The organism is Sporosarcina sp. QA0331 (assembly GCF_055808055.1).
Genome location: NZ_CM147850.1, coordinates 1268659 through 1288263, shown reverse-complemented (window position 1 = coordinate 1288263; position 19605 = coordinate 1268659). Strand labels below are relative to the sequence as shown.

Below are 19605 nucleotides of genomic sequence, written 5' to 3'. Positions count from 1 at the left end.
CGACGGCACTTTTCACAATGATTAACGGACACTTAATGTATAATGGAGAAAAACTGAAAGTGTGGTTCCATATATGTATGACGTCATAATCATCGGCGGGGGTCCCTCAGGACTGATGGCCTCGATCGCTGCAGCAGAAAACGGAGGCAAAGTTCTCCTTCTTGATAAAGGGAAGAAGCTTGGGAATAAATTATCGATATCAGGTGGTGGAAGATGTAATGTGACAAACCGTCTGCCCTTGGAGGAAATCGTGAAAAACATTCCCGGAAACGGAAGGTTTTTGTATGGTCCGTTCTCTGTCTTTAATAATGAGGATATCATCGCATTTTTTGAAGGGCTTGGCGTTCCGTTAAAAGAAGAGGATCACGGCCGAATGTTCCCTGTTTCGAATAAAGCGAAGGATGTTGTGGATGCTTTGCTATCGGAAATGGATCGCTTGCATGTGGAAGTCAGGTTGACGACTCGGGTGAAAAAACTACTGATGGACGATGAACGGATTTTGGGCGTGCGGCTTGAAGATGGTGAAGAAATCCGTTCTCATGCAGTCGTTGTAGCGGTAGGCGGCAAGGCGGTCCCGCAAACCGGAAGTACAGGAGATGGCTATCCATGGGCGGAAAAAGCTGGACATACAGTGACGGAGCTCTACCCGACAGAAGTGCCGTTATTATCCGATGAGCCGTTTATCCAATCAAAGGAACTGCAAGGACTAGCATTGCGCGATGTTGCTGTTTCCGTTTTGAATGCTAAAGGGAAGACGCTTATCACCCATCAGATGGATATGCTTTTCACCCACTTCGGACTGAGCGGCCCAGCAATATTGCGTTGCAGCCAATTCGTCGTGAAGGAGCAGATGAAAAATGGAAAACAGCCCGTCGAAATGCGGATTGACTCCCTTCCTTCGCTGAATGAAGAAAAGGCTTTTCAAATGATCCATACGATGCTGAAGGAAGACCCGAAAAAAGCGGTAAAAAACAGTTTGAAAGGAATCGCTCCAGAGCGATGGCTGCTGTTTTTATTTGACCGTGCAAGCATCGATGAAGCTGATATCGGTGCAGGACTTTCAAATGAAAAAATCCGCAAACTTGCAGGGTTGCTGAAAGGATTCCCGATGACTGTGAACGGCACGCAGCCGATTGAAAAGGCATTCGTCACAGGTGGGGGCATTTCCACGAAAGAAATCGAGCCAAAAACGATGGCTTCCCGGAAAAAAGACGGGCTTTTCTTCTGTGGTGAGATTTTGGATATCCATGGTTATACCGGCGGATATAATATTACTTCCGCGCTCGTTACTGGGCGGATTGCAGGGATGAATGCAGGGGCATTTGCGAAGGAGGAAGGCTAATACCTTTAAAACACCAGATTCTGGTGTTTTTTTGATTTGGAAGAGGATTGCTTTGGACGTGATGCTGCTTGCTTTAGACGTATAGCAGCTTATTTTGGACGCGCAATGGCCAGCTTTGGACGTGTAGCAGCTTACTTTGGACGCGCAACGGCCCGCTTTGGACGCAGAGCAGCTTACTTTGGACGCGCAACGGCTCGCTTTGGACGCGGAGTAGCTTACTTTGGACGCGCAACGGCTCGCTTTGGACGCAATCAAAAAATCCGAAGAAATGGACGCATCCATTTCTTCGGATTTCTATTTTATTGGAATCAAACTGCCACGATATTAACCAATCTTCCAGGAATTGCAATGACCTTTTTCAATTCTTTCCCATCAATCCATTGCTTTACCTGTTCGTCTGCGAGGGCAACTTTTTCAAGTTCCTCTTTTGTAATGTCTTTAGCGACATCAATTTTCGCACGGACTTTTCCGTTGATTTGAACGGCGACTTCCACTGTATCATCGAAAAGTTTCGATTCATCGAATGTTGGCCATGCAACGTATGCGATGGATTCTTCATGACCTAACATCTCCCAAAGCTCTTCAGCAAGATGCGGAGTGATAGGTGAAATCAATGTAACAAAGCCTTCGACGTATTCTTTTGGAATCGAATCTGCTTTATACCCTTCATTGATGAATACCATCATTTGTGAAATGGCAGTGTTGTTGCGCATGCCTTCCAAGTCTTCCGTCACTTTCTTAACCGTTTGGTGGTACACCTTTTCAAGGGCACCGCCCGGCTCGCCAACAATTTTTGAACTTAGTGTGCCGTCTTCATTGACGAATAGGCGCCAAATACGGTCTAAGAAACGACGAGAACCGTCTAGTCCGTTTGTCGACCATTCCTTCGATGCATCAAGTGGCCCCATGAACATTTCGTATAGACGAAGCGTATCTGCACCGTGTGAATGAACGATGTCGTCTGGATTGATGACGTTGCCAAGCGACTTGGACATCTTCACATGCCCTTCCCCAAGGATCATTCCTTGGTTGAAGAGTTTTTGGAATGGCTCTTTCGTCGGTACGACACCGATATCGTAAAGCACTTTATGCCAGAAGCGTGCGTATAGAAGGTGAAGCACTGCATGCTCCGCACCACCGACGTAAATGTCGACAGGCAACCAGCGTTCTGCCAGTTTCGGATCAATTAGCATTTCGTCATTATCTGGATCGATATAGCGTAAGTAGTACCAGCAGCTGCCTGCCCATTGCGGCATCGTATTCGTTTCACGACGGCCTTTCATGCCAGTTTCCGGATCAACGATATTGACCCACTCTTCAATATTCGCAAGCGGAGATTCTCCTGTTCCGCTCGGTTTGATATTATCCGTTTTTGGTAGCATCAATGGCAATTCGGATTCGTCGACAGGAGTCATCGAGCCATCTTCCCAATGGATGATTGGAATCGGTTCACCCCAATAACGTTGTCTGGAGAACAACCAATCACGTAGACGATACGTAATTTTCTTCTCGCCTTTTCCATTTTCGACGAACCACGCAATCGCTTTTTCGATCGCTTCGTCTTTTCCTAGACCGTTCAAGAAATCGGAGTTGATATGCTCGCCATCGCCAACATATGCTTCCTTCGAAATGTCGCCACCTGCAACGACTTCCACAATCGGCAATTTGAATTCAACCGCAAACTCATAGTCTCTTTCGTCATGTGCAGGAACCGCCATGATGGCACCAGTTCCATATGAAGCAAGGACATAATCTGCAATCCAGATCGGCATCTTTTCACCGCTTGCAGGGTTGATTGCATAAGCGCCTGTGAATACACCGGTTTTCTCTTTCGCAAGGTCAGTCCGTTCCAAGTCGCTTTTCGTTTTCACTTTATCCAAGTAAGCATCAACTGCTTCCCTTTGTTCAGCAGTCGTAATTTTATCGACAAGCTTATGTTCAGGGGCAAGGACAGCATATGTTGCACCGAAAATTGTATCTGGACGTGTCGTAAATGCTTCGAATGAAAGTTCAGTTCCATCAATATCGAACGTCAATTGAGCACCTTCAGAACGTCCAATCCAGTTGCGTTGCATATCTTTCAAACTATCTGGCCAATCAAGCTCATCCAGATCCTCAAGCAAGCGATCTGCATATTCCGTAATGCGCAATACCCATTGGCGCATCGGACGGCGTTCAACCGGATGACCGCCACGTTCTGATTTACCGTCGATCACTTCCTCGTTCGCAAGGACCGTACCAAGTGCAGGGCACCAGTTGACCGGCACTTCATCGATGTACGCAAGGCCTTTTTTATACAATTGGATGAAAATCCATTGCGTCCATTTGTAATATTTCGGATCTGTCGTATTTACTTCACGATCCCAGTCATAAGAAAAACCAAGATCATTCATTTGGCGCTTGAACGTCGCAATATTTTTCGCAGTGAATTCTGCTGGGTCATTGCCCGTGTCAATCGCATATTGTTCAGCTGGCAAGCCGAACGCGTCCCATCCCATCGGGTGAAGGACATTATAGCCTTGCTTCCGTTTGAATGAACTTAAAATATCTGTCGCGATATAGCCAAGCGGATGGCCGACGTGAAGTCCTGCCCCGGATGGGTATGGGAACATATCAAGCGCATAAAACTTCGGCTTCGATTCGTCGTTCACCATTTTATACGTCTTATTGTCCTTCCAATATTGCTGCCATTTCTTTTCGATTTCCACATGCTTGTAACTCATCTCTGTTCATTCCTTCCCATTACATTCAAATCGCGTTATTGCGGAAATAAAAAAACTCCCGTCCCTTAAAACAATAAGGGACGAGAGGTATATGTACTCCCGCGGTGCCACCCAAATTGACGGCAATGCCGCCCAACTTGATTCCTTAACGCGGAAAACGGCACTGGCTACTTTTCGTTCACCGATGCAGGCTCAAAGGCGAGTTCATCGTAGTCGTACAGGCTTGCACCAACCGCCTGCTCTCTTCAATCGACCGGTCCGATTACTAATTCCTTTTCAACGCCAACGCTATTTGAATTCAGTTTATTGTAGTGTACCCGAAAGTGTTACAAATTACAACTAAATGTCTTATAATTTAATGGAAGTCACTAGGAAACGGATGAGTCCATGGTCCCTTTTTGGTGATATCTTTCCTGATTCAATAGATAACTTCACGTATTCAATAGATAACTAATTCGATTCGATAGATAAGTCGCCAGATTCAATAGATAACTCCACTTATTCGATAGATAAAAAAATACCAAGTCCATTATCGAGGACTTGGCATTTCGTGCTCAACCAATATTGACTTTCAATTCCGCTTCTGTCGAATTGATGACGTCTTCGACGGTGAATCCTTCGAACACTTCTTTTAACTCCAGTCCGTCAGGCGTTACGTCGATCAAGGCGCGTTCAGTAATGATTTTATGGACGACACCTTTTCCAGTCAGTGGCAAAGAGCATTCCTTTTTGATCTTTGCTGAGCCGTCTTTTGCGACATGGTCCATAATGACAATGATTTTCTTCGCGCCATGCACGAGATCCATCGCACCGCCCATCCCTTTGATCATTTTCCCAGGAATCATCCAGTTCGCAAGATCTCCTTTTTCAGACACTTCCATTCCACCGAGAATCGCCACGTCTACATGCCCTCCACGGATCATCGCGAACGATTCTGCACTGTTGAAAAATGCAGATCCAGGGATTGTCGTCACCGTTTCCTTGCCCGCATTGATCAAGTCCGGATCGACCTCATCTTCCGTTGGGTATGGCCCGATTCCAAGAAGTCCGTTTTCCGACTGAAGCACAACCGTTTTATCATCAGAAATATAGTTGGCAACCAAAGTTGGCATGCCTATTCCAAGGTTTACATAATCACCATCGTTTATTTCCTTTTCTGCGCGTCTTGCAATTCTCTCTCTGAAATTCATCGTGAACATCCCCTTCCCTTATCGAGTCGTTAATCGTTCTATCCGTTTTTCCTGTTTTGCTTGGAATAGACCTTGCACATAGATGCTCGGTGTGTGGATCGTTGCAGGATCGAGCTGTCCCGTTTCTACAATCTCTTCCACTTCCGCAATTGTAATCTTGCCCGCCGCTGCCATCATCGGATTGAAATTCTGAGCAGTCTTGTTATAGATCAAATTTCCGATCTTATCCGCCTTCGCTGCGCGAATCAATGCAAAATCGGCAACAAGCGCTTCCTCTAGGACATATTCTTTGCCATTAAACACTCTTGTCTCTTTGCCGTCCGCTACAGTCGTTCCAACTCCTGCAGGTGTATAAAATGCGGGAATTCCAGCACCGCCTGCACGTATCTTTTCAGCGAGAGTCCCTTGCGGAGTCAATTCGACTTCAATTTCTCCAGATAATACTTGCCGTTCAAATTCCTTGTTTTCTCCTACATAGGAGCCGATCATCTTTTTAATCTGCTTTTCTTTCAATAAAAGGCCGAGTCCCCATTCGTCCACGCCGCAGTTATTCGAAATGATCGTCAAATCTTTAACGCCTTTTTCAACGAGTGCTAAAATGAGTTGTTCAGGTATCCCGACAAGTCCGAAGCCCCCCACCATTAATGTGGATCCGTCTTGAATTTGTGAAATCGCTTCCATAGCTGTTGAATAAATTGGTTTCATCCAGCATTCCCCCTTTACATACTTCAGAAAAATTGCAAATATCCTATATTCATTTAATCAAACTATTGTATAGGACGCAATCTCCGAAACTTAAAAAACCGGAAACCCATTATTGGATTTCCGGTTTTTCTACCGATTTCAACGGTCGATCGTATAGTAGAGTCGTTACGATTGTAATGGCCATGAGGCTTGTTAATAGCAAAAGCATCATTTTCATACCGTGGATTTCGACGAGGATGCCCCCTGCCAATGGTCCGATCATGCGTCCGATCGTTGCAGCGGAGTTGACAATTCCTTGGTAGAACCCATCTCTCCCTTTCGGTGCAAGTTGGCTCGCCAACGTCGGGATGGCTGGCCAGACGATCATTTCACCAAATGTGAGGATGACCATCGAAGCGATGAACATTTGGAATGAGCCAGCAAAACTGACAACGATGAACGAGACGATGAAAATAACTGTTCCGATGACCATTTGTGCTTTCAGCTGATTTTCAAGCCGTTTAATGAGCGGTTTGATAAGCGGCTGTCCGACAACGATCAGCAGTCCATTAATCGTCCAAATAAAGCTGTACTCTCTCAACGTTACGCCAATTGATAATGCATGCGTGGAAATTGTCGTCGACCATTGTGAATAGACGAGCCACGTGATCAAATAGCCGCTCACTAAAATGAGCAATGCATAAAAAGGTGCTTTATTCTTAATTCGCGCTGTTTCCCGAATGACGTCCGTATGGCGATCGGGTGCGATTTCAAGCTTTTTGTACCCAAAATAAGCGATAAAAAGAAAAATAGCGTAAAAGATTAAGTTCGCCAAAAAAATATAATCGATATGGACAGAAGCTACTAGACCAGCGAGCGCTGGACCGATAGCGACGCCGACATTCTGCGCCAAATAAATCGAGTTGAACGCCTTCCTGCCGCCTTCAGGCCATACAGTCCCCACCATCGCATACATACTCGGAAAAATGACGCCTCCGCTGAATCCTAAAATGGTTAGCAAAATGATATACGGATACCAACTATGGTCGTACACAAGGTAAGCAAGTGCCAAAATCGAAATGACAATGCCCGCCATGATTGATTTGAATCCACCGATCTTATCGAATAAAAATCCACCAAGCAAATTCCCGACGACACCCGCTCCAGCGTTCGCCATTAAGACAAGCCCCGCTACCGCCAACGATTTGCCGAGGTAATCATGCATATAAATTGTATTCAAAGGCCATAGGAACGAGTTCCCTATGACATTGACAAACATCCCTATAATGAGAAGCCAAACTTTATTAGGCATTTATTTCGCCTCCGATCTTTATCTCCTGCCAAAAGCTATTTCGAGTGTATTCCTTTTTCTGGTTTCGGACAACAAAAACGGAATATGTTCCGCAATTCAGATGACACTGATTGAATCCGACATGATACAATGTACGATTAGAGGAGTTGAAACAGATGGCAGACTTCAGTTACCCGTTCCCGACAGAAGGGAAACGGTATCATACATGGTCAAGACATTTAAAGGATGAATTCGGATTCAAAGTATTTAAAGTCGCGCTGGATGCAGGCTTTGACTGTCCAAATCGCGATGGTACGGTCGCATTTGGCGGCTGCACGTTTTGTAGTGTTGCAGGCTCTGGAGATTTTGCAGGAGACCGGGCAAAATCGATAGATGACCAGTTCGCGGAAATCCGTGATAAAATGCACCAAAAATGGAAGGAAGGCAAATATATCGCCTATTTTCAGGCGTACACGAATACACACGCCCCGCTTCCTGTTTTGAAAGAGAAGTTCGAAGCAGCACTTGCTCAACCCGGTGTTGTCGGACTATCAATCGGCACACGCCCCGACTGCCTTCCCGATGATGTCGTCGAGTATTTAGCCGAATTGAATGAAAGAACGTATTTATGGGTCGAATTAGGCTTACAAACCGTTCATGAAAAAACGGCGAAGCTCGTGAACAGAGCGCATGATTACGCAACGTACGTGGAAGGCGTGGAAAAATTGCGGCGGCACGGCATCCGCGTATGTACGCACATCATCAACGGTCTACCGCTAGAAGACAGAGAGATGATGATGGAAACGGCAAGAGAAGTGGCAAAGCTGGATGTACAAGGCATTAAGATTCATTTATTGCATTTACTGAAAGGAACACCGATGGTGAAACAATACGAAAAAGGAATGCTTGAGTTCCTGACTATGGATGAATATATTACCCTTGTCGTCGATCAGCTTGAAATTCTTCCCCCTGAAATGATTGTCCATCGGATTACCGGAGACGGACCGCTCGATTTAATGATTGGTCCCATGTGGAGTGCGTCGAAGTGGGATGTGCTGAACGGCATCGACAAAGAATTAAAACGCCGCGACAGCTACCAAGGAAAGTTTTTCGGAAAGGCGGTTGAACATATATGAGTCAAATTTTATTGCATCGGGTTTTACCATTTTCAAAGCGATTGATCAGCGAAACTGTGTTGCCAGGTGAATCGGTAGTTGACGCGACTGCTGGAAATGGAAACGACACATTATTCTTGGCGGAGCTCGTCGGTGAAGAAGGACGAGTGTACGCTTTTGATATCCAACAAGCAGCGCTCGAAGCGACCGCCAACAGATTGGATACGCTGAACGACCGCGTCACATTGATTTTGGACAGCCATGCCAAAGTGGATCAATACGTAACGAAGCCGATTGGTGGTGCAATGTTCAATTTAGGCTATCTTCCATATAGTGAAGATTTGTCCATCATTACAAAACCCGACTCTACAATTGAAGCGCTCGATAAGCTGCTTGGCATGTTGAAAAAAGGCGGAATCATTACGATATCCGTCTATGATGGACATGAAGGCGGAAAGGAAGAGCGGGATGCATTGCTCGCATATGTGAAATCTCTCCACCAGGCCGATGTTCACGTTGCCCGCTATGAATTGCTCAACCAACGAAAAAATCCCCCATTTTTGATCGCAATCGAAAAAGTGAGAGATTTTGATGCAGTCGTTCGAGTAGCCGAATAATAAATCGCTTGGATCTTTTTAGGATCCAAGCGTTTTTTCATTTCCCGATTTGCCGTATATCCGCGATCGGTCCCAGCTTGCCGAGGTCCTCGCGATCCAAAACGGCTATCAGTTTGCGCGCCGTCTCTTCCGCACTGCTTAAATGCCCTTGCTGCTTGTAGTCAACGAAACGGTCGTGCAACGGAAAATCATCCGCATTGCTTGCCCGGATTGTTTCCTGCATGCCGGTGTCGATAATTCCAGGGGCAATCGAAATGATCTCCACAGGGAACTCCGCTTTCTCCTGTTCTAAAGATATGACTCGCGAAAAATGATCGAGCCCCGCTTTCGTTGTACAATAAACGCCCCATCCTTCGTATGGATTCCGTCCTGCCCCTGAAGATATATTTACGATCCTTTTGCGTCCCTCAAACTTTTCAAGAACAGAGATGAAGGCATTCGATAAAATCATAGGCGCGGTCAGATTAACAGCAAGCGCTTGCGCCATTTTCGTTTCGTCAATCGTTCCGACTAAACCGATCGGCTCCACTGTTCCCGCGTTGTTGATCAATGTGAACGACGTGGAGGATGAAAGATTCTCTTCCACTATATTCGCAATGATGTCATCCAATTGATTGGTCTGCGAAAGATCTGCAGTCACCATGTGAGCGGCTTCGTTTTCATTCGTCCTCGCAATGCCGATTACCTTGTCTCCTCTTGATTTTAACTGTCTCATTAATTCAAAGCCGATTCCTTTAGATGCACCGGTAACTATAAAAAAATTCATCTGACTTCCCCTTTCACAATCGCATGTTTTACACTAGTTTACCATGGTGGAGGAATGCTTGGAGAAATAAAAATAGCCAACCCCCTCGGCAATGAAGGGATCGGCTTATTATCGTCATTTCAATATTTTTATCTTCACTTGTTTTCTGCCCCATTTGTACGCTTCACTTTTGCTCGGGAAGAAAACATCGATTTTATTTCCTTTAATCGAGCCTCCAGTATCTCCCGCGATAGCGTACCCGTACCCTTCCACGTACACTTTCGTGCCTAATGGTATAATGGAAGGATCAACAGCAATCACTTTAACGTCAGGATTGCGCTTTAAGTTGATGCCAGTTGAAGTGATACCGGAACAGCCATTGCAATTCGCTGTATAAGCACTGGCAGAAACTGTTATTTCTTTCACTACATTGTCGTCCTCAGATCGCGATGGTGTTTTCGCTACCTTTTTAGTTTTCGATTGCTTCTCAACGTTTGTATCGGTCTTCACGACCTTCAATTTTTGATTCGGATGTATGGTGTTCGACTTCATGCCATTCCAAGCTTTCAATTCGTTAACGGTGATCTTATGCATTTCCGCTATGCTATATAGCGTGTCACCATTTTTGACCTTATACGTTGAAGAGGCTGCAAAACTTTCGGTCGTACTACCGATCAATAACACTACTGTAAAAATGATAGTCACAATATGTTTTTTCAAGTTTTCTACTCCCCGCCTTTTTAGTCTATCCATAGATTAGCAGTGGAATATTACATACGTGTTACAGTTTGCAGCCATTATCATTACAAAAGAAAAGTGATTATTACAATTGGAGGCGCAAGGAACATGTCAGAAATTTTAGTGAGAACAGCAAGGAGAGACGAGGCAAAAACCTTAGCTGACTTGCTTTCTAGATGCCAGTGGTTCACTTACGGAGAACTGTTTTCAGAGGCTTATATTGAGCGATTAATCGAGAAATATTACAATGTCGAACGCATCAAACAGGAAGTCGCTTTAATCGACAAATACTGGCACGGCTATATTGTTGCTGAAAGGCAGGGAAACATCCTTGGAGTGATCGGCGGCGGGATGAGAGATGAAACCGATGGGGAGATTTACGTCTTTTATGTAGCTCCTGAAATCAGGGGAACTGGAATAGGATCAAGACTGCTTGATTTTTATACAAAGATTCAAAAGCATACATATGGAGCGACTCGGCAATGGGTTTCGGTTGCCAAAGGTAATATGTATGGAATCCCTTTTTATGAAGCGAAAGGCTTTTCATTTGAAAAAGAAGAGGTTTCTTACGGAGCGACAGAAGAGGATGAAGATATTTCCCTCGTCTATTCACGTGAAATCTAAATCCGATATATTGCATATCATCCCTTTCTTCCTTCATTCGTATCATGTATACTAATAGTACTAGAAACAAAGTAAGACATGATAGTCAAATTGCATGTAGGATGGTGACTAGTAATGCCAATACCTTCGGAGCATCAAAAGCCCACACGAAAAACAGCAAAAGAAAGTGCGTTTACCCAATTACAGCAATGGATCATCGATGGAACATTGCAGCCAGGTGAAAAGTTGAACGATATTGAATTGGCAGAAGCGCTCGGTGTAAGCCGGACGCCCATCCGTGAGTCACTTCAATTGCTCGAGGTACAAGGATTTGTGAAAATGTATCCCGGAAAAGCGACGCAAGTGACTGAGGTGGATAAAGAGTCCATTAATGATCTGTTACCACCGCTAGCCGCTTTGCAAGCATTATCTGCGGAACTTGCAATTCCACATTTGGATGAAAGCGCCGTAAAGGAACTGGAAGAAACAAATAATCGTTTCGCCCAAGCAGTCCACGAAGGGGATTTCTTTACCGCATTGAAAATCGATGAAGACTTTCATCAGATCATCGTCGACCAAGCGTCAAACCGCTTTATACATTCCATCGTAGCTTCTTTACAAACTCATGTGCGCCGGCTATTCTTCCATAACTCCATCATTTTGACAGAAGAGTCGATTGAAGAGCACAATGACATTATCCGCTTCCTAAAAGAAGGAAATGCAGAAAAAGCGGCTGCCGTCATGCGTGAAAACTGGCTCCGTGCCATCGACGAATTCAATTCCATGAAAAAAGATTAAAAAAAGTACTCCAATACTGAGTACTTCAGACTGTAGACAAAAGGGTTGGAAATCGTAGATTTCCAACCCTTTTGCTTAAACATGTGAATTTTAACTGTTAGTAGACTGAAATAACGTTGATTTCCGTTTCGGGCGGACGCTTTCCGGGGGCTTGCCCTCAGCCTCCTCGGAGGTGCTGCTCCCAACGCTTCGCTTTTGGTCGCAAAAGCCGTTCTTCGTTACGGCTTTTCCTGCGGGGTCTTCACGCTGCGCTGATCCCCCAGGAGTCGCCGCCCTACACTCCAATCAACTGGAAATCCCTTAAGACAAGGTCATCATTTCAACCTTCACAGCCGGCGCTCTCCACGTCCAACTTGCCAGCTTCTTCAAATTTATAGCAGCAAAAGTCAGCATCGCCTGCATGGACATTTTCTCAAGTCCCCGTAGGGTTGTCCATCGCATGCCATGCTTTTCTTTTGCATCAGCAAAGACGCGCTCAATCGTCTCTTTGCGCTTTCCGTATAGTTCCTTGATTTCATGATTATGTCACAAGTCCTCAGCTACATCCAAATAGTCCTGCCAGACATGCCTCTGAATCATCTTTTGTTGATTCTTACTTTGCGTGCATTGGCCAATCACTGGACACGCGGCACAAATAGAAGGCGTCGATGCATACTGGCGGTATCCTTCCTTCGTTGTTGTTCGGTAGGTTAGCACCTGTCCTTCGGGACAGAGATAGCAGTCGTAATGCTCGTCATAGACATACTCGTGTTTTCTGAAAAAGCCTTCTTTTGTCATTGGTCGTTTGTACGGAAGTGCAGGAAGAACCTGATTCTCTAAAAGGAAGTTGGTAATGGCTAGTGTTTTGTAAGCGGCAACGACGACTGGACGTCCTACTTGGTCGATGATCTTCCGGACTAATGGTACAAGCATGTTGCTGTCGTGGACATTCCCTGGCGTGACGATGTTTGCGAGTACAAACCCCTTTTCGTCCGTGGCAGCGTGAAAAAATAAGCAAACTGCTTTGTCCGTTCATCTTTAACGTAATAACCACTTTCCCTGTCTGTTGTCGACTCCTTGATTTCCTTGTACTCTTCCTTTTCAAACTTTTCCGGTGAAAAAGGCTTCTTCCCATTCTTTTCCCGATCCAGGTTGAGCTCCTCCTGGAGCCTCTTCTCATAAGCCCGCGTCTCTTTGAGCACAACCTTCTTCTCAAACTTTCTCTTATTGGCACTCGCTTTCACATGGTTGAATCAATAAAGACATTTTCCGGGCTGAGAAGTCCACGGTTTGCCACCTCGTTTAGAACTTTATAGAAAATCTGCTCGAACAGATCCGTATCAGCAAATCGACGGACATAGTTCTTCCCGAACGTGGAGAAGTGTGGAACCTCTGTATGAAAGCCGAAGCCAAGGAACCAGCGATATGCCACGTTCGCTTCAATTTCCTTGATTGTCTGGCACATAGAGCGGATGCCGAAGGTATACTGAATGAATGTCATCTTGATGAGTACGACAGGATCTATGCTAGGCCGCCCAATGGTTGAATACAGATCTTCAACTAATGGATAGATGAAGGAAAAATCAAGGGCCGCATCCAGTTTGCGCACCAGATGGTCTTGAGGAACCAACTGCTCTATGGTTAGCATTTCTAACTGTTCACGTTCATTAATTTGATTCATCGTCATCATATCCATCACCTCATTCGGTTAGTAGCGAACTCCGTTGATTGGAGCGGAGAGCGGCGACTCCTGCGGGAACAGCGCGAGCTGAAGACCCTGGACGGAGCGCAGCGAGGGAAGCGGCTGAAGCCGTGCCCGCGGAAAGCGTCCACTCGCAGTGGAAATCAACACTGTTAGCTTTATCTCTACTATTTTAAAAGAAAAAGACCATAGGCAAACACCAAAATTCATGGTGTTTGTCTACAGTCTGAAGTACTCCAATACGGAGTACTTTTTTCTTACTTATTATCTAACAGACGGGGTTGGCTGAAACAACTTAGCGATAATGCCAGTAAGCAGCATTACAATTACTACCGGGAGAAGCCAGCCAAGGCCTTCGCTGTAATATGGTAAAACTTGATTGTAAAACGCAACGATGGAAGAAAGCCAATTCGGCCACTGCTCTTCAGCAAATCCAAGCGTGCCGTAAAGTGTTTTGATGCCGTCAATTGTGCTAATTAAAAACGCTACAGCAGTCGCACTCACATAGACAAATCTTGCATGATTAAACAATGGCGAAGTGAACGTCAACAACATTAGAACGACCGCTAACGGATATAAAAACATCAATACCGGAATCGAATACGTAATAATATTTGATAATCCGAAGTTTGATACAATGAAGCAAAATGTTGTAAAAATGGTGACAAACGCCTTATAGCTCACCTTTGGTATAATCGTGTGGAAGTATTCTCCACAAGCAGTTACTAATCCGATGCTCGTCGTCAAGCAAGCCAATATAATGATTACTGCAAGCATGACCGATCCGAAAGTGCCGAAATAATGAGCGGATGCGCCGCTTAGTACAGGTCCACCTGTTTCAAATATACCAAATTTTTCTGTAGTTGTTGCTCCAAGATACGCAATTCCAACATATAGAAGCGCAAGAAATCCCGCTGCAACTACACCTGTTTTAGCTGTAGTTGAAAAAATTTGCACCTTATTCGTAACGCCTAAGGAACGGATGACATTAATGACGATAATACCGAATACGAGCGATGCTAATGCATCCATTGTATTATACCCTTCCATGAAGCCTTTCATGAACGCCCCGCCTGTATAAGCATCCACAGGATCTTGAATCGTACCTATTGGATTAATGAATGCCATGGCTAGCAATACAAGCAATAATACAATGATGGCCGGCGACATAATCTTCCCGACACGATCAACGATCTTTGCCGGATTAAGCGATAACCATAATGTTAATCCAAAAAAGATAAGTGTAAAGACAAACAAACCGATACGAGCGAAATCTTCAGGAATGAATGTAGAGATGCCGATATCATAGGCGACTGCCCCGGTCCGTGGAGCTGCAAAGAACGGTCCAATCGTCAAATATAATAATGATGTAAAAAGTACCGCGTAGACTGGGTGAACTCGACTTGCCAAATCTTGCAAGTTCCGGCTGCCTGAAAAGCCCATTGCAAGTATGCCGAGGAAAGGTAATCCTACTCCAGTAATAAGAAAGCCGATGACTGCTGGCCAAAGATTCGTTCCTGCATTTTGTCCCAATTGAGCAGGAAAAATAAGGTTTCCAGCACCGAAGAATAAGGCGAACAGCATGATGCCGATAAATAGATATGAGGAGAAAGACAGTTTATTCTGCATGGTATTTGAGTCCCTTCATGTTGTAGATTTTGTTTTATAACGTATGCAATATATCGCTGTTGTCTAATAATAAGCTCTCTTACTGTAAAATGCAATAGTAAAATATTCTTTGAATATAACATTTTGTCATTCATTTCTGTTAAAGATAAATATAAAAGGAGCAGGCGGTTGTATAATTCCAGCCTGCTCCCAATATCATTTTAAAACAAATCGAGTGACGCTATGTCCTTCCCTTGATTTCTGAACTTCTAGTATTGCCGGGAATGCAGCTTTCAACTCTTCCACATGAGATATGACGCCGATCATTCTGCCAGACTTTTGCAAATCAACGAGTGTATCAACCGCTTTTTGTAAAGCTTCCTCATCCAATGTGCCGAATCCTTCATCGATGAACATCGTTTCGATGGACACTGCACCTTGATAACTTTGGATGACATCCGCCATGCCCAATGCCAAGCTAAGGGATGCATTGAATTTCTCTCCGCCCGATAACGTCTTCACATCCCTGTTTTGCCCTGTATATGCATCATACACGTCCAAGCCTAGGCCGCTTTGTTTTCCGCGCACTTCCTGACGGTCGCTGCGGATCAATTCATACTGTCCGTTCGATAGATTTCTCAGCCTTTCATTAGCAGATTGGATGATCCTCTCTAAATAATCGATTTGAATAAAACGTTCAAATGATAGCTTATAATCGTTTTGTCCGCGTATAACATCGTATAAGTCCGTTATCTTTCCGACTTTCCGCTCCAAATCGTCCACGCCCTGTGATGTCTTTTCTATATCGACTTTTAAACGGAGCAATGCTTTTTCATATTCGCTTGAATGATTCCAATCCGCGAACGCTTTTTCATAAGTGGACTTCAATGATTGAATTGTACTTATAAGCCCTTCCAATTCGGTTTTCTCTTTGCCCATTAGGCTCGTTTCAAGATCTTTGATCGCTTCTTTCGTAGTATGAAGACGCTGTTTGAAATCCGTAATATATTCCTTCAAATGAAGCTTTTCTTCATCTGACATTTTTGCTTGCCGATATTCTGCCTCTGTCTTAAATTCGGAAGCTTGTAAAGCGTTTTTGAAACGGAGTTCCGCTTTCTCTCTTTTTTCGATGCTTTCATCAAATGATTTCTTCAAATGATGTTCGGAATTTACGCTTGTCGCTAGTCTTTCTCTCGCCTCTTCCAGATTTTTTCGCACCGATTGCCAAGCTTCATCCAGTTGACGTTTCCGTAACTCCGTTTCTTTGATCTCTGCTTGAAGCCGCACTAAATCCCGCAGCTCTTCCGGAATAGAAGAGTGCTCTCTCTCCAACAAAGCAGACTGTTGTGCAAAAAGCGTTTTTTGTTCAAACAATGCTTGCTCATGTTCCGACTTCCTTGTAATCCAATCGGTCAGTTCCCGATCTTTTACTTTTTGCCGCTCTTTTAACGAAACGAGCTCTTCACGAATACGTTTTAATTGTTCAACTTTCTCAGCAGTTTCCTGCCCTATGTTAAACAATGCTTCTAAACTGTCCTGAATGTGAAGTTCTCCCATTTCTTGTTCTTTAGCGGCAACCTGGGCGAGGACACTTTCCGCTTTCGCCTCAGCAGACCTAAATTCACTTTCAACATTTGCTAAATTCGATCTCTTCAAATCGAGTTTCTCACGGGAGACTGCCTCGGTATCATTTTTATGATTTTTTGAAGGATGGTGAGCGCTTCCGCAAACCGGGCAAGGTTCCCCTTCTTTTAACGTTTGTGCCAAAAATGAAGCTTGATCATTCAACCACGCATTTTGCATATTCTCAAACTCATTTTTCGTCTGCTTGAATTTGGTGAATGCTGCCTCTTTCTTTTGCATCCAAACTGCATAATCTTTTTTCAAGTTTTCATAATCCCGAACGACTTTGTAATGCAATCTGGTCGTATTTAATTGTTCAAATAGCTTGTCATAAGGAATAATCGCCTGTTCAAATTTCTCAATTTGTAAATTCAGGTCGGCTACTTGTTTTTTTGCTGCCTCAACCTTTTCTGATGTTGTAGAAAAATCGCTTTCGAGTTTTCCGATCTTCACTTTTAAGTTTCGTACATTTGCTTCCTTTTCTGCCAAGTCAGTGACGGCAGGGAGGTGATCTCGCAGGCGGATGATTCTTTCTGCCGCCGCCCCTCTTTCCTTCTCTTTTCCTTCTTCCACCTTATACGCCAGCTCTTTCTCTTCCAGCCATTTCGTCGCCTCTTGTACAGCTGTAATCGCATTTTGCAATTCGATTCTCTTCGATTTCGCTTCCTCATCTAATATGAGAAACTGACCTTCAATTTCATGTATGAAAGATGCCCGTTCGGCGTTTTCTATCCGCTTTTGCTTTTGATCAACAGATGGGATTTCTTCCTTTAACTTGTCAAGAACGGCTTTACGTTGCTCCAACTGTTCAAATTGCTCATTGCAATTTTTGGCCGCATGGTATGTCTCCAAAACTTCAGCATGCTTTTGATAGGCAGCTGTATAATTCACTTCATCTTTAGCGCATTTCTCAGTGTAATACTCGATTTCCTGTTCAAGACCAGTTATCACTTGCGATATATTCGTATATTCTTGAGATAAAACATCAAAAATGAGTGACTCCCGAGGGGGTACGAGATTCTTAATTTGGTGGATATACCCATCCACTTTCCTTTTCTCATCCATCAATTGATGATTCGCTTCATCTCTTCTCATCTTTAAACGGTTGACGATTTCCCTATACTCTTCTGTTTTGAAAATCTTCCGCATGATCGTTTCTTTATTTTCCGTATCGGAAGTTAGGAATTTACGGAACTCGCCTTGTGGAAGCATAACAATTTGACTGAATTGGGCTTGTGTAAAACCAACAAGCTGCTCGACTTTCCGATTGATTTCCGAAACGATTTGACGATCGACAAAAGGAACTTCTCCATCATCGACCATCTCAAAAAACTCACATCTCGCATTTGTCTCTGTTTTATTTCCGCTTTTCGTATAAGGTATTTGCCTCATAATACGAAAAGTGCGGCCATTTATTTCAAAAATCAATTCAACAGCTGTCTGCACTGCATCATCCGCAAAATCACTTCTCATCGATCTATATTCTGTTCTGTCTTCCCCGCTTGCCTGTCCATACAATGCGAAGCAGATTCCGTCGAAGATCGTCGTCTTCCCTGCGCCAGTTGCACCGGAAACTACGAATAATCTATGTTCTTCAAGTTTCCGGAAATCGATCGTTTCTGTTCCCTTATACGGCCCGAAAGCGGTCATCGTCAGTTGAATCGGCTTCACTTTTCGACGCCCCCTTTAACTTCGTGCAACACTTCAGCAAAGATCTTCTCCGTTTCAGCGTCAGGTTCTATATCATTCATCTCGACATAAAAGAACCGGAAAAGCGTCAGATCATCCGGCTGTTCCTTCATAACTGCCGCTTCATGCTCGAGTGCGGCTGATGTCCTTACTAGTTTCCTTTCAATATGCATCGCATTCGGATAGACGGACTTAACTTTTTCCATCGGAAATAAAACAGGAGTTTCATCTTGCAGCGTAACAAATACATAATCCGCACTAGTCGGATGTGCGAGGATTTCCTCTATCGTGCCCTCCACTCTACGCATGTCATGTAAAGGAGTGAGTCCTCTTTTTTCTACCTTCACAATTCCTTCTCCATCCATCTCCACAATGAAAAACCCTTTTGCATGCCTTTCTTCTGAAATGGAATATTTCATCGGAGAACCTGCATAGCGAATTTTTTCATCGAGGACATGATGCGCCTGATGTAAATGACCTAGCGCTGTATAATGAAACGGTGTAAACAAGTGGGCCGCCACGTATTCCGCTCCGCCAATTGCAAGCGGACGCTCCGAATCGCTCGTATTTTCTTCTTCCTCACCTAAAGGCGTGACAAAGGCATGTCCAACGAACACATGACGAGCAGTGTTATCCATCGATTCTTGAATATTTTTGACCACTTTTTCCATCGCAGTATGATGGTCTAGGACATTATGGTCTTCATATAACTGCTTAACAATCGACGGGTCACAAAATGGCACCAAGTGGAAATGAACTTCTCCAAATTGATCCGTCAGAACGACTGGTTCAAGTTGCGCAGACATTTGGCCGACAATATGGAAGCCGTTCGATTGCATCAGTCTGCTTCCAAATTGCAGACGACCAGGGCTATCATGGTTGCCTGCGACCGCAATGACAGGCGTTTTCAGCTCCATAACAATTTCCCAAAGTATATCATCCAATAAGGCAACCGCTTCCGGTGGTGGTACCGCCCGATCATACAAATCACCCGCAATGATGACTGCATCGGGCTTTTCTTCGCGAACGGCATCTACGAATTGACGAAGGACATACCGCTGCCCATCAGTCATATATACGCCTTGCACTAATTTGCCAAGATGCCAATCGGCAGTGTGAAAAAACTTCATTACCATTACCCCCTACTTAATTTATATT

At 44.4% G+C, this 19605-nt stretch carries 14 protein-coding genes, 1 pseudogene and 1 other annotated feature; of the genes and pseudogenes, 5 read left to right on the top strand and 10 right to left on the bottom strand.

All coding sequences use genetic code 11. From position 1 onward, the window contains the following. Positions 1 to 73: 73 nt before the first annotated feature. Positions 74 to 1342 (top strand): BaiN/RdsA family NAD(P)/FAD-dependent oxidoreductase, encoded by a 1269-nt coding sequence (locus tag AC0L13_RS06205; RefSeq protein WP_473645044.1) that lies wholly within the window; start codon positions 74 to 76, stop codon positions 1340 to 1342. A 308-nt stretch (positions 1343 to 1650) separates the two neighbouring features. Here the strand turns inward: AC0L13_RS06205 and leuS are convergent, their stop codons facing one another. The 4 genes from leuS to AC0L13_RS06185 all read right to left on the bottom strand — a co-directional run bounded on the left by leuS (position 1651) and on the right by AC0L13_RS06185 (position 7251). Next, entirely contained in the window at positions 1651 to 4065 is a 2415-nt protein-coding gene (gene leuS, locus AC0L13_RS06200) for a leucine--tRNA ligase (RefSeq protein ID WP_473645042.1), read from the bottom strand. 73 nt (positions 4066 to 4138) lie between these two features. Further along, positions 4139 to 4354 (bottom strand) — a binding site (T-box leader). Positions 4355 to 4619: 265 nt separating this feature from the next. Next, the gene (locus AC0L13_RS06195; RefSeq protein WP_473645040.1) at positions 4620 to 5264 is read right to left on the bottom strand and encodes a 3-oxoacid CoA-transferase subunit B; all 645 of its coding nucleotides are present in this window, start codon (positions 5262 to 5264) and stop codon (positions 4620 to 4622) included. A 9-nt stretch (positions 5265 to 5273) separates the two neighbouring features. Next, positions 5274 to 5960, bottom strand: coding sequence for a CoA transferase subunit A (locus tag AC0L13_RS06190; RefSeq protein WP_473645038.1), 687 nt, complete (start codon positions 5958 to 5960; stop codon positions 5274 to 5276). Positions 5961 to 6069: 109 nt separating this feature from the next. After that, positions 6070 to 7251 carry an MDR family MFS transporter gene (locus AC0L13_RS06185; RefSeq protein WP_473645036.1) on the bottom strand — a complete coding sequence of 394 codons (1182 nt, stop codon included), beginning with the start codon at positions 7249 to 7251 and terminating at the stop codon, positions 6070 to 6072. 155 nt (positions 7252 to 7406) lie between these two features. Between AC0L13_RS06185 and mnmL the strand changes: the two genes are divergently transcribed. Both mnmL and mnmM read left to right on the top strand, forming a co-directional pair. Then, positions 7407 to 8366 carry a tRNA modification radical SAM protein MnmL/YtqA gene (mnmL, locus tag AC0L13_RS06180; protein WP_473645034.1) on the top strand — a complete coding sequence of 320 codons (960 nt, stop codon included), beginning with the start codon at positions 7407 to 7409 and terminating at the stop codon, positions 8364 to 8366. Beyond that, a complete protein-coding gene (mnmM, locus tag AC0L13_RS06175; RefSeq protein WP_473645032.1) occupies positions 8363 to 8962 on the top strand; it encodes a tRNA 5-(aminomethyl)-2-thiouridylate-methyltransferase MnmM in 600 nt (199 codons plus the stop codon). Before mnmL ends, mnmM begins: the two co-directional genes overlap by 4 nt. A gap of 37 nt (positions 8963 to 8999) precedes the next feature. On the opposite strand, the gene AC0L13_RS06170 is transcribed toward mnmM, so the two are convergent. Both AC0L13_RS06170 and AC0L13_RS06165 read right to left on the bottom strand, forming a co-directional pair. After that, a complete protein-coding gene (locus AC0L13_RS06170) occupies positions 9000 to 9728 on the bottom strand; it encodes an SDR family NAD(P)-dependent oxidoreductase (RefSeq protein ID WP_473645028.1) in 729 nt (242 codons plus the stop codon). Between the two features lie 114 nt (positions 9729 to 9842). Further along, on the bottom strand, positions 9843 to 10427 hold the full coding sequence (locus tag AC0L13_RS06165) for a 3D domain-containing protein (protein WP_473645026.1): 585 nt from the start codon (positions 10425 to 10427) through the stop codon (positions 9843 to 9845). A 126-nt stretch (positions 10428 to 10553) separates the two neighbouring features. Between AC0L13_RS06165 and AC0L13_RS06160 the strand changes: the two genes are divergently transcribed. After that, on the top strand, positions 10554 to 11069 hold the full coding sequence (locus AC0L13_RS06160; protein ID WP_473645024.1) for a GNAT family N-acetyltransferase: 516 nt from the start codon (positions 10554 to 10556) through the stop codon (positions 11067 to 11069). A gap of 114 nt (positions 11070 to 11183) precedes the next feature. Beyond that, positions 11184 to 11846 (top strand): GntR family transcriptional regulator, encoded by a 663-nt coding sequence (locus tag AC0L13_RS06155; RefSeq protein WP_473645022.1) that lies wholly within the window; start codon positions 11184 to 11186, stop codon positions 11844 to 11846. A gap of 300 nt (positions 11847 to 12146) precedes the next feature. Here the strand turns inward: AC0L13_RS06155 and AC0L13_RS06150 are convergent. From AC0L13_RS06150 to AC0L13_RS06135, 4 genes and pseudogenes are all read right to left on the bottom strand, one after another. Further along, positions 12147 to 13515: pseudogene (locus tag AC0L13_RS06150) on the bottom strand (IS1182 family transposase). A 276-nt stretch (positions 13516 to 13791) separates the two neighbouring features. Further along, positions 13792 to 15156, bottom strand: coding sequence for a branched-chain amino acid transport system II carrier protein (brnQ, locus tag AC0L13_RS06145; protein ID WP_473645020.1), 1365 nt, complete (start codon positions 15154 to 15156; stop codon positions 13792 to 13794). 195 nt (positions 15157 to 15351) lie between these two features. Continuing rightward, positions 15352 to 18429 carry an AAA family ATPase gene (locus AC0L13_RS06140; RefSeq protein WP_473645017.1) on the bottom strand — a complete coding sequence of 1026 codons (3078 nt, stop codon included), beginning with the start codon at positions 18427 to 18429 and terminating at the stop codon, positions 15352 to 15354. After that, complete coding sequence (locus tag AC0L13_RS06135; protein ID WP_473645015.1) at positions 18426 to 19577, bottom strand: exonuclease SbcCD subunit D; 1152 nt, start codon at positions 19575 to 19577, stop codon at positions 18426 to 18428. The genes AC0L13_RS06140 and AC0L13_RS06135 overlap by 4 nt, the downstream gene beginning before the upstream one ends. Between the last annotated feature and the right edge of the window lie 28 nt (positions 19578 to 19605).

Bases quoted from the DNA above. Each gene is read 5' to 3' on its own strand.
- AC0L13_RS06205 (WP_473645044.1), top strand. From the start codon at position 74: ATGTATGACGTCATAATCATCGGCGGGGGTCCCTCAGGACTGATGGCC.
- leuS (WP_473645042.1), bottom strand. From the start codon at position 4,065: ATGAGTTACAAGCATGTGGAAATCGAAAAGAAATGGCAGCAATATTGG.
- AC0L13_RS06195 (WP_473645040.1), bottom strand. From the start codon at position 5,264: ATGTTCACGATGAATTTCAGAGAGAGAATTGCAAGACGCGCAGAAAAG.
- AC0L13_RS06190 (WP_473645038.1), bottom strand. From the start codon at position 5,960: ATGAAACCAATTTATTCAACAGCTATGGAAGCGATTTCACAAATTCAA.
- AC0L13_RS06185 (WP_473645036.1), bottom strand. From the start codon at position 7,251: ATGCCTAATAAAGTTTGGCTTCTCATTATAGGGATGTTTGTCAATGTC.
- mnmL (WP_473645034.1), top strand. From the start codon at position 7,407: ATGGCAGACTTCAGTTACCCGTTCCCGACAGAAGGGAAACGGTATCAT.
- mnmM (WP_473645032.1), top strand. From the start codon at position 8,363: ATGAGTCAAATTTTATTGCATCGGGTTTTACCATTTTCAAAGCGATTG.
- AC0L13_RS06170 (WP_473645028.1), bottom strand. From the start codon at position 9,728: ATGAATTTTTTTATAGTTACCGGTGCATCTAAAGGAATCGGCTTTGAA.
- AC0L13_RS06160 (WP_473645024.1), top strand. From the start codon at position 10,554: ATGTCAGAAATTTTAGTGAGAACAGCAAGGAGAGACGAGGCAAAAACC.
- AC0L13_RS06155 (WP_473645022.1), top strand. From the start codon at position 11,184: ATGCCAATACCTTCGGAGCATCAAAAGCCCACACGAAAAACAGCAAAA.
- brnQ (WP_473645020.1), bottom strand. From the start codon at position 15,156: ATGCAGAATAAACTGTCTTTCTCCTCATATCTATTTATCGGCATCATG.
- AC0L13_RS06135 (WP_473645015.1), bottom strand. From the start codon at position 19,577: ATGAAGTTTTTTCACACTGCCGATTGGCATCTTGGCAAATTAGTGCAA.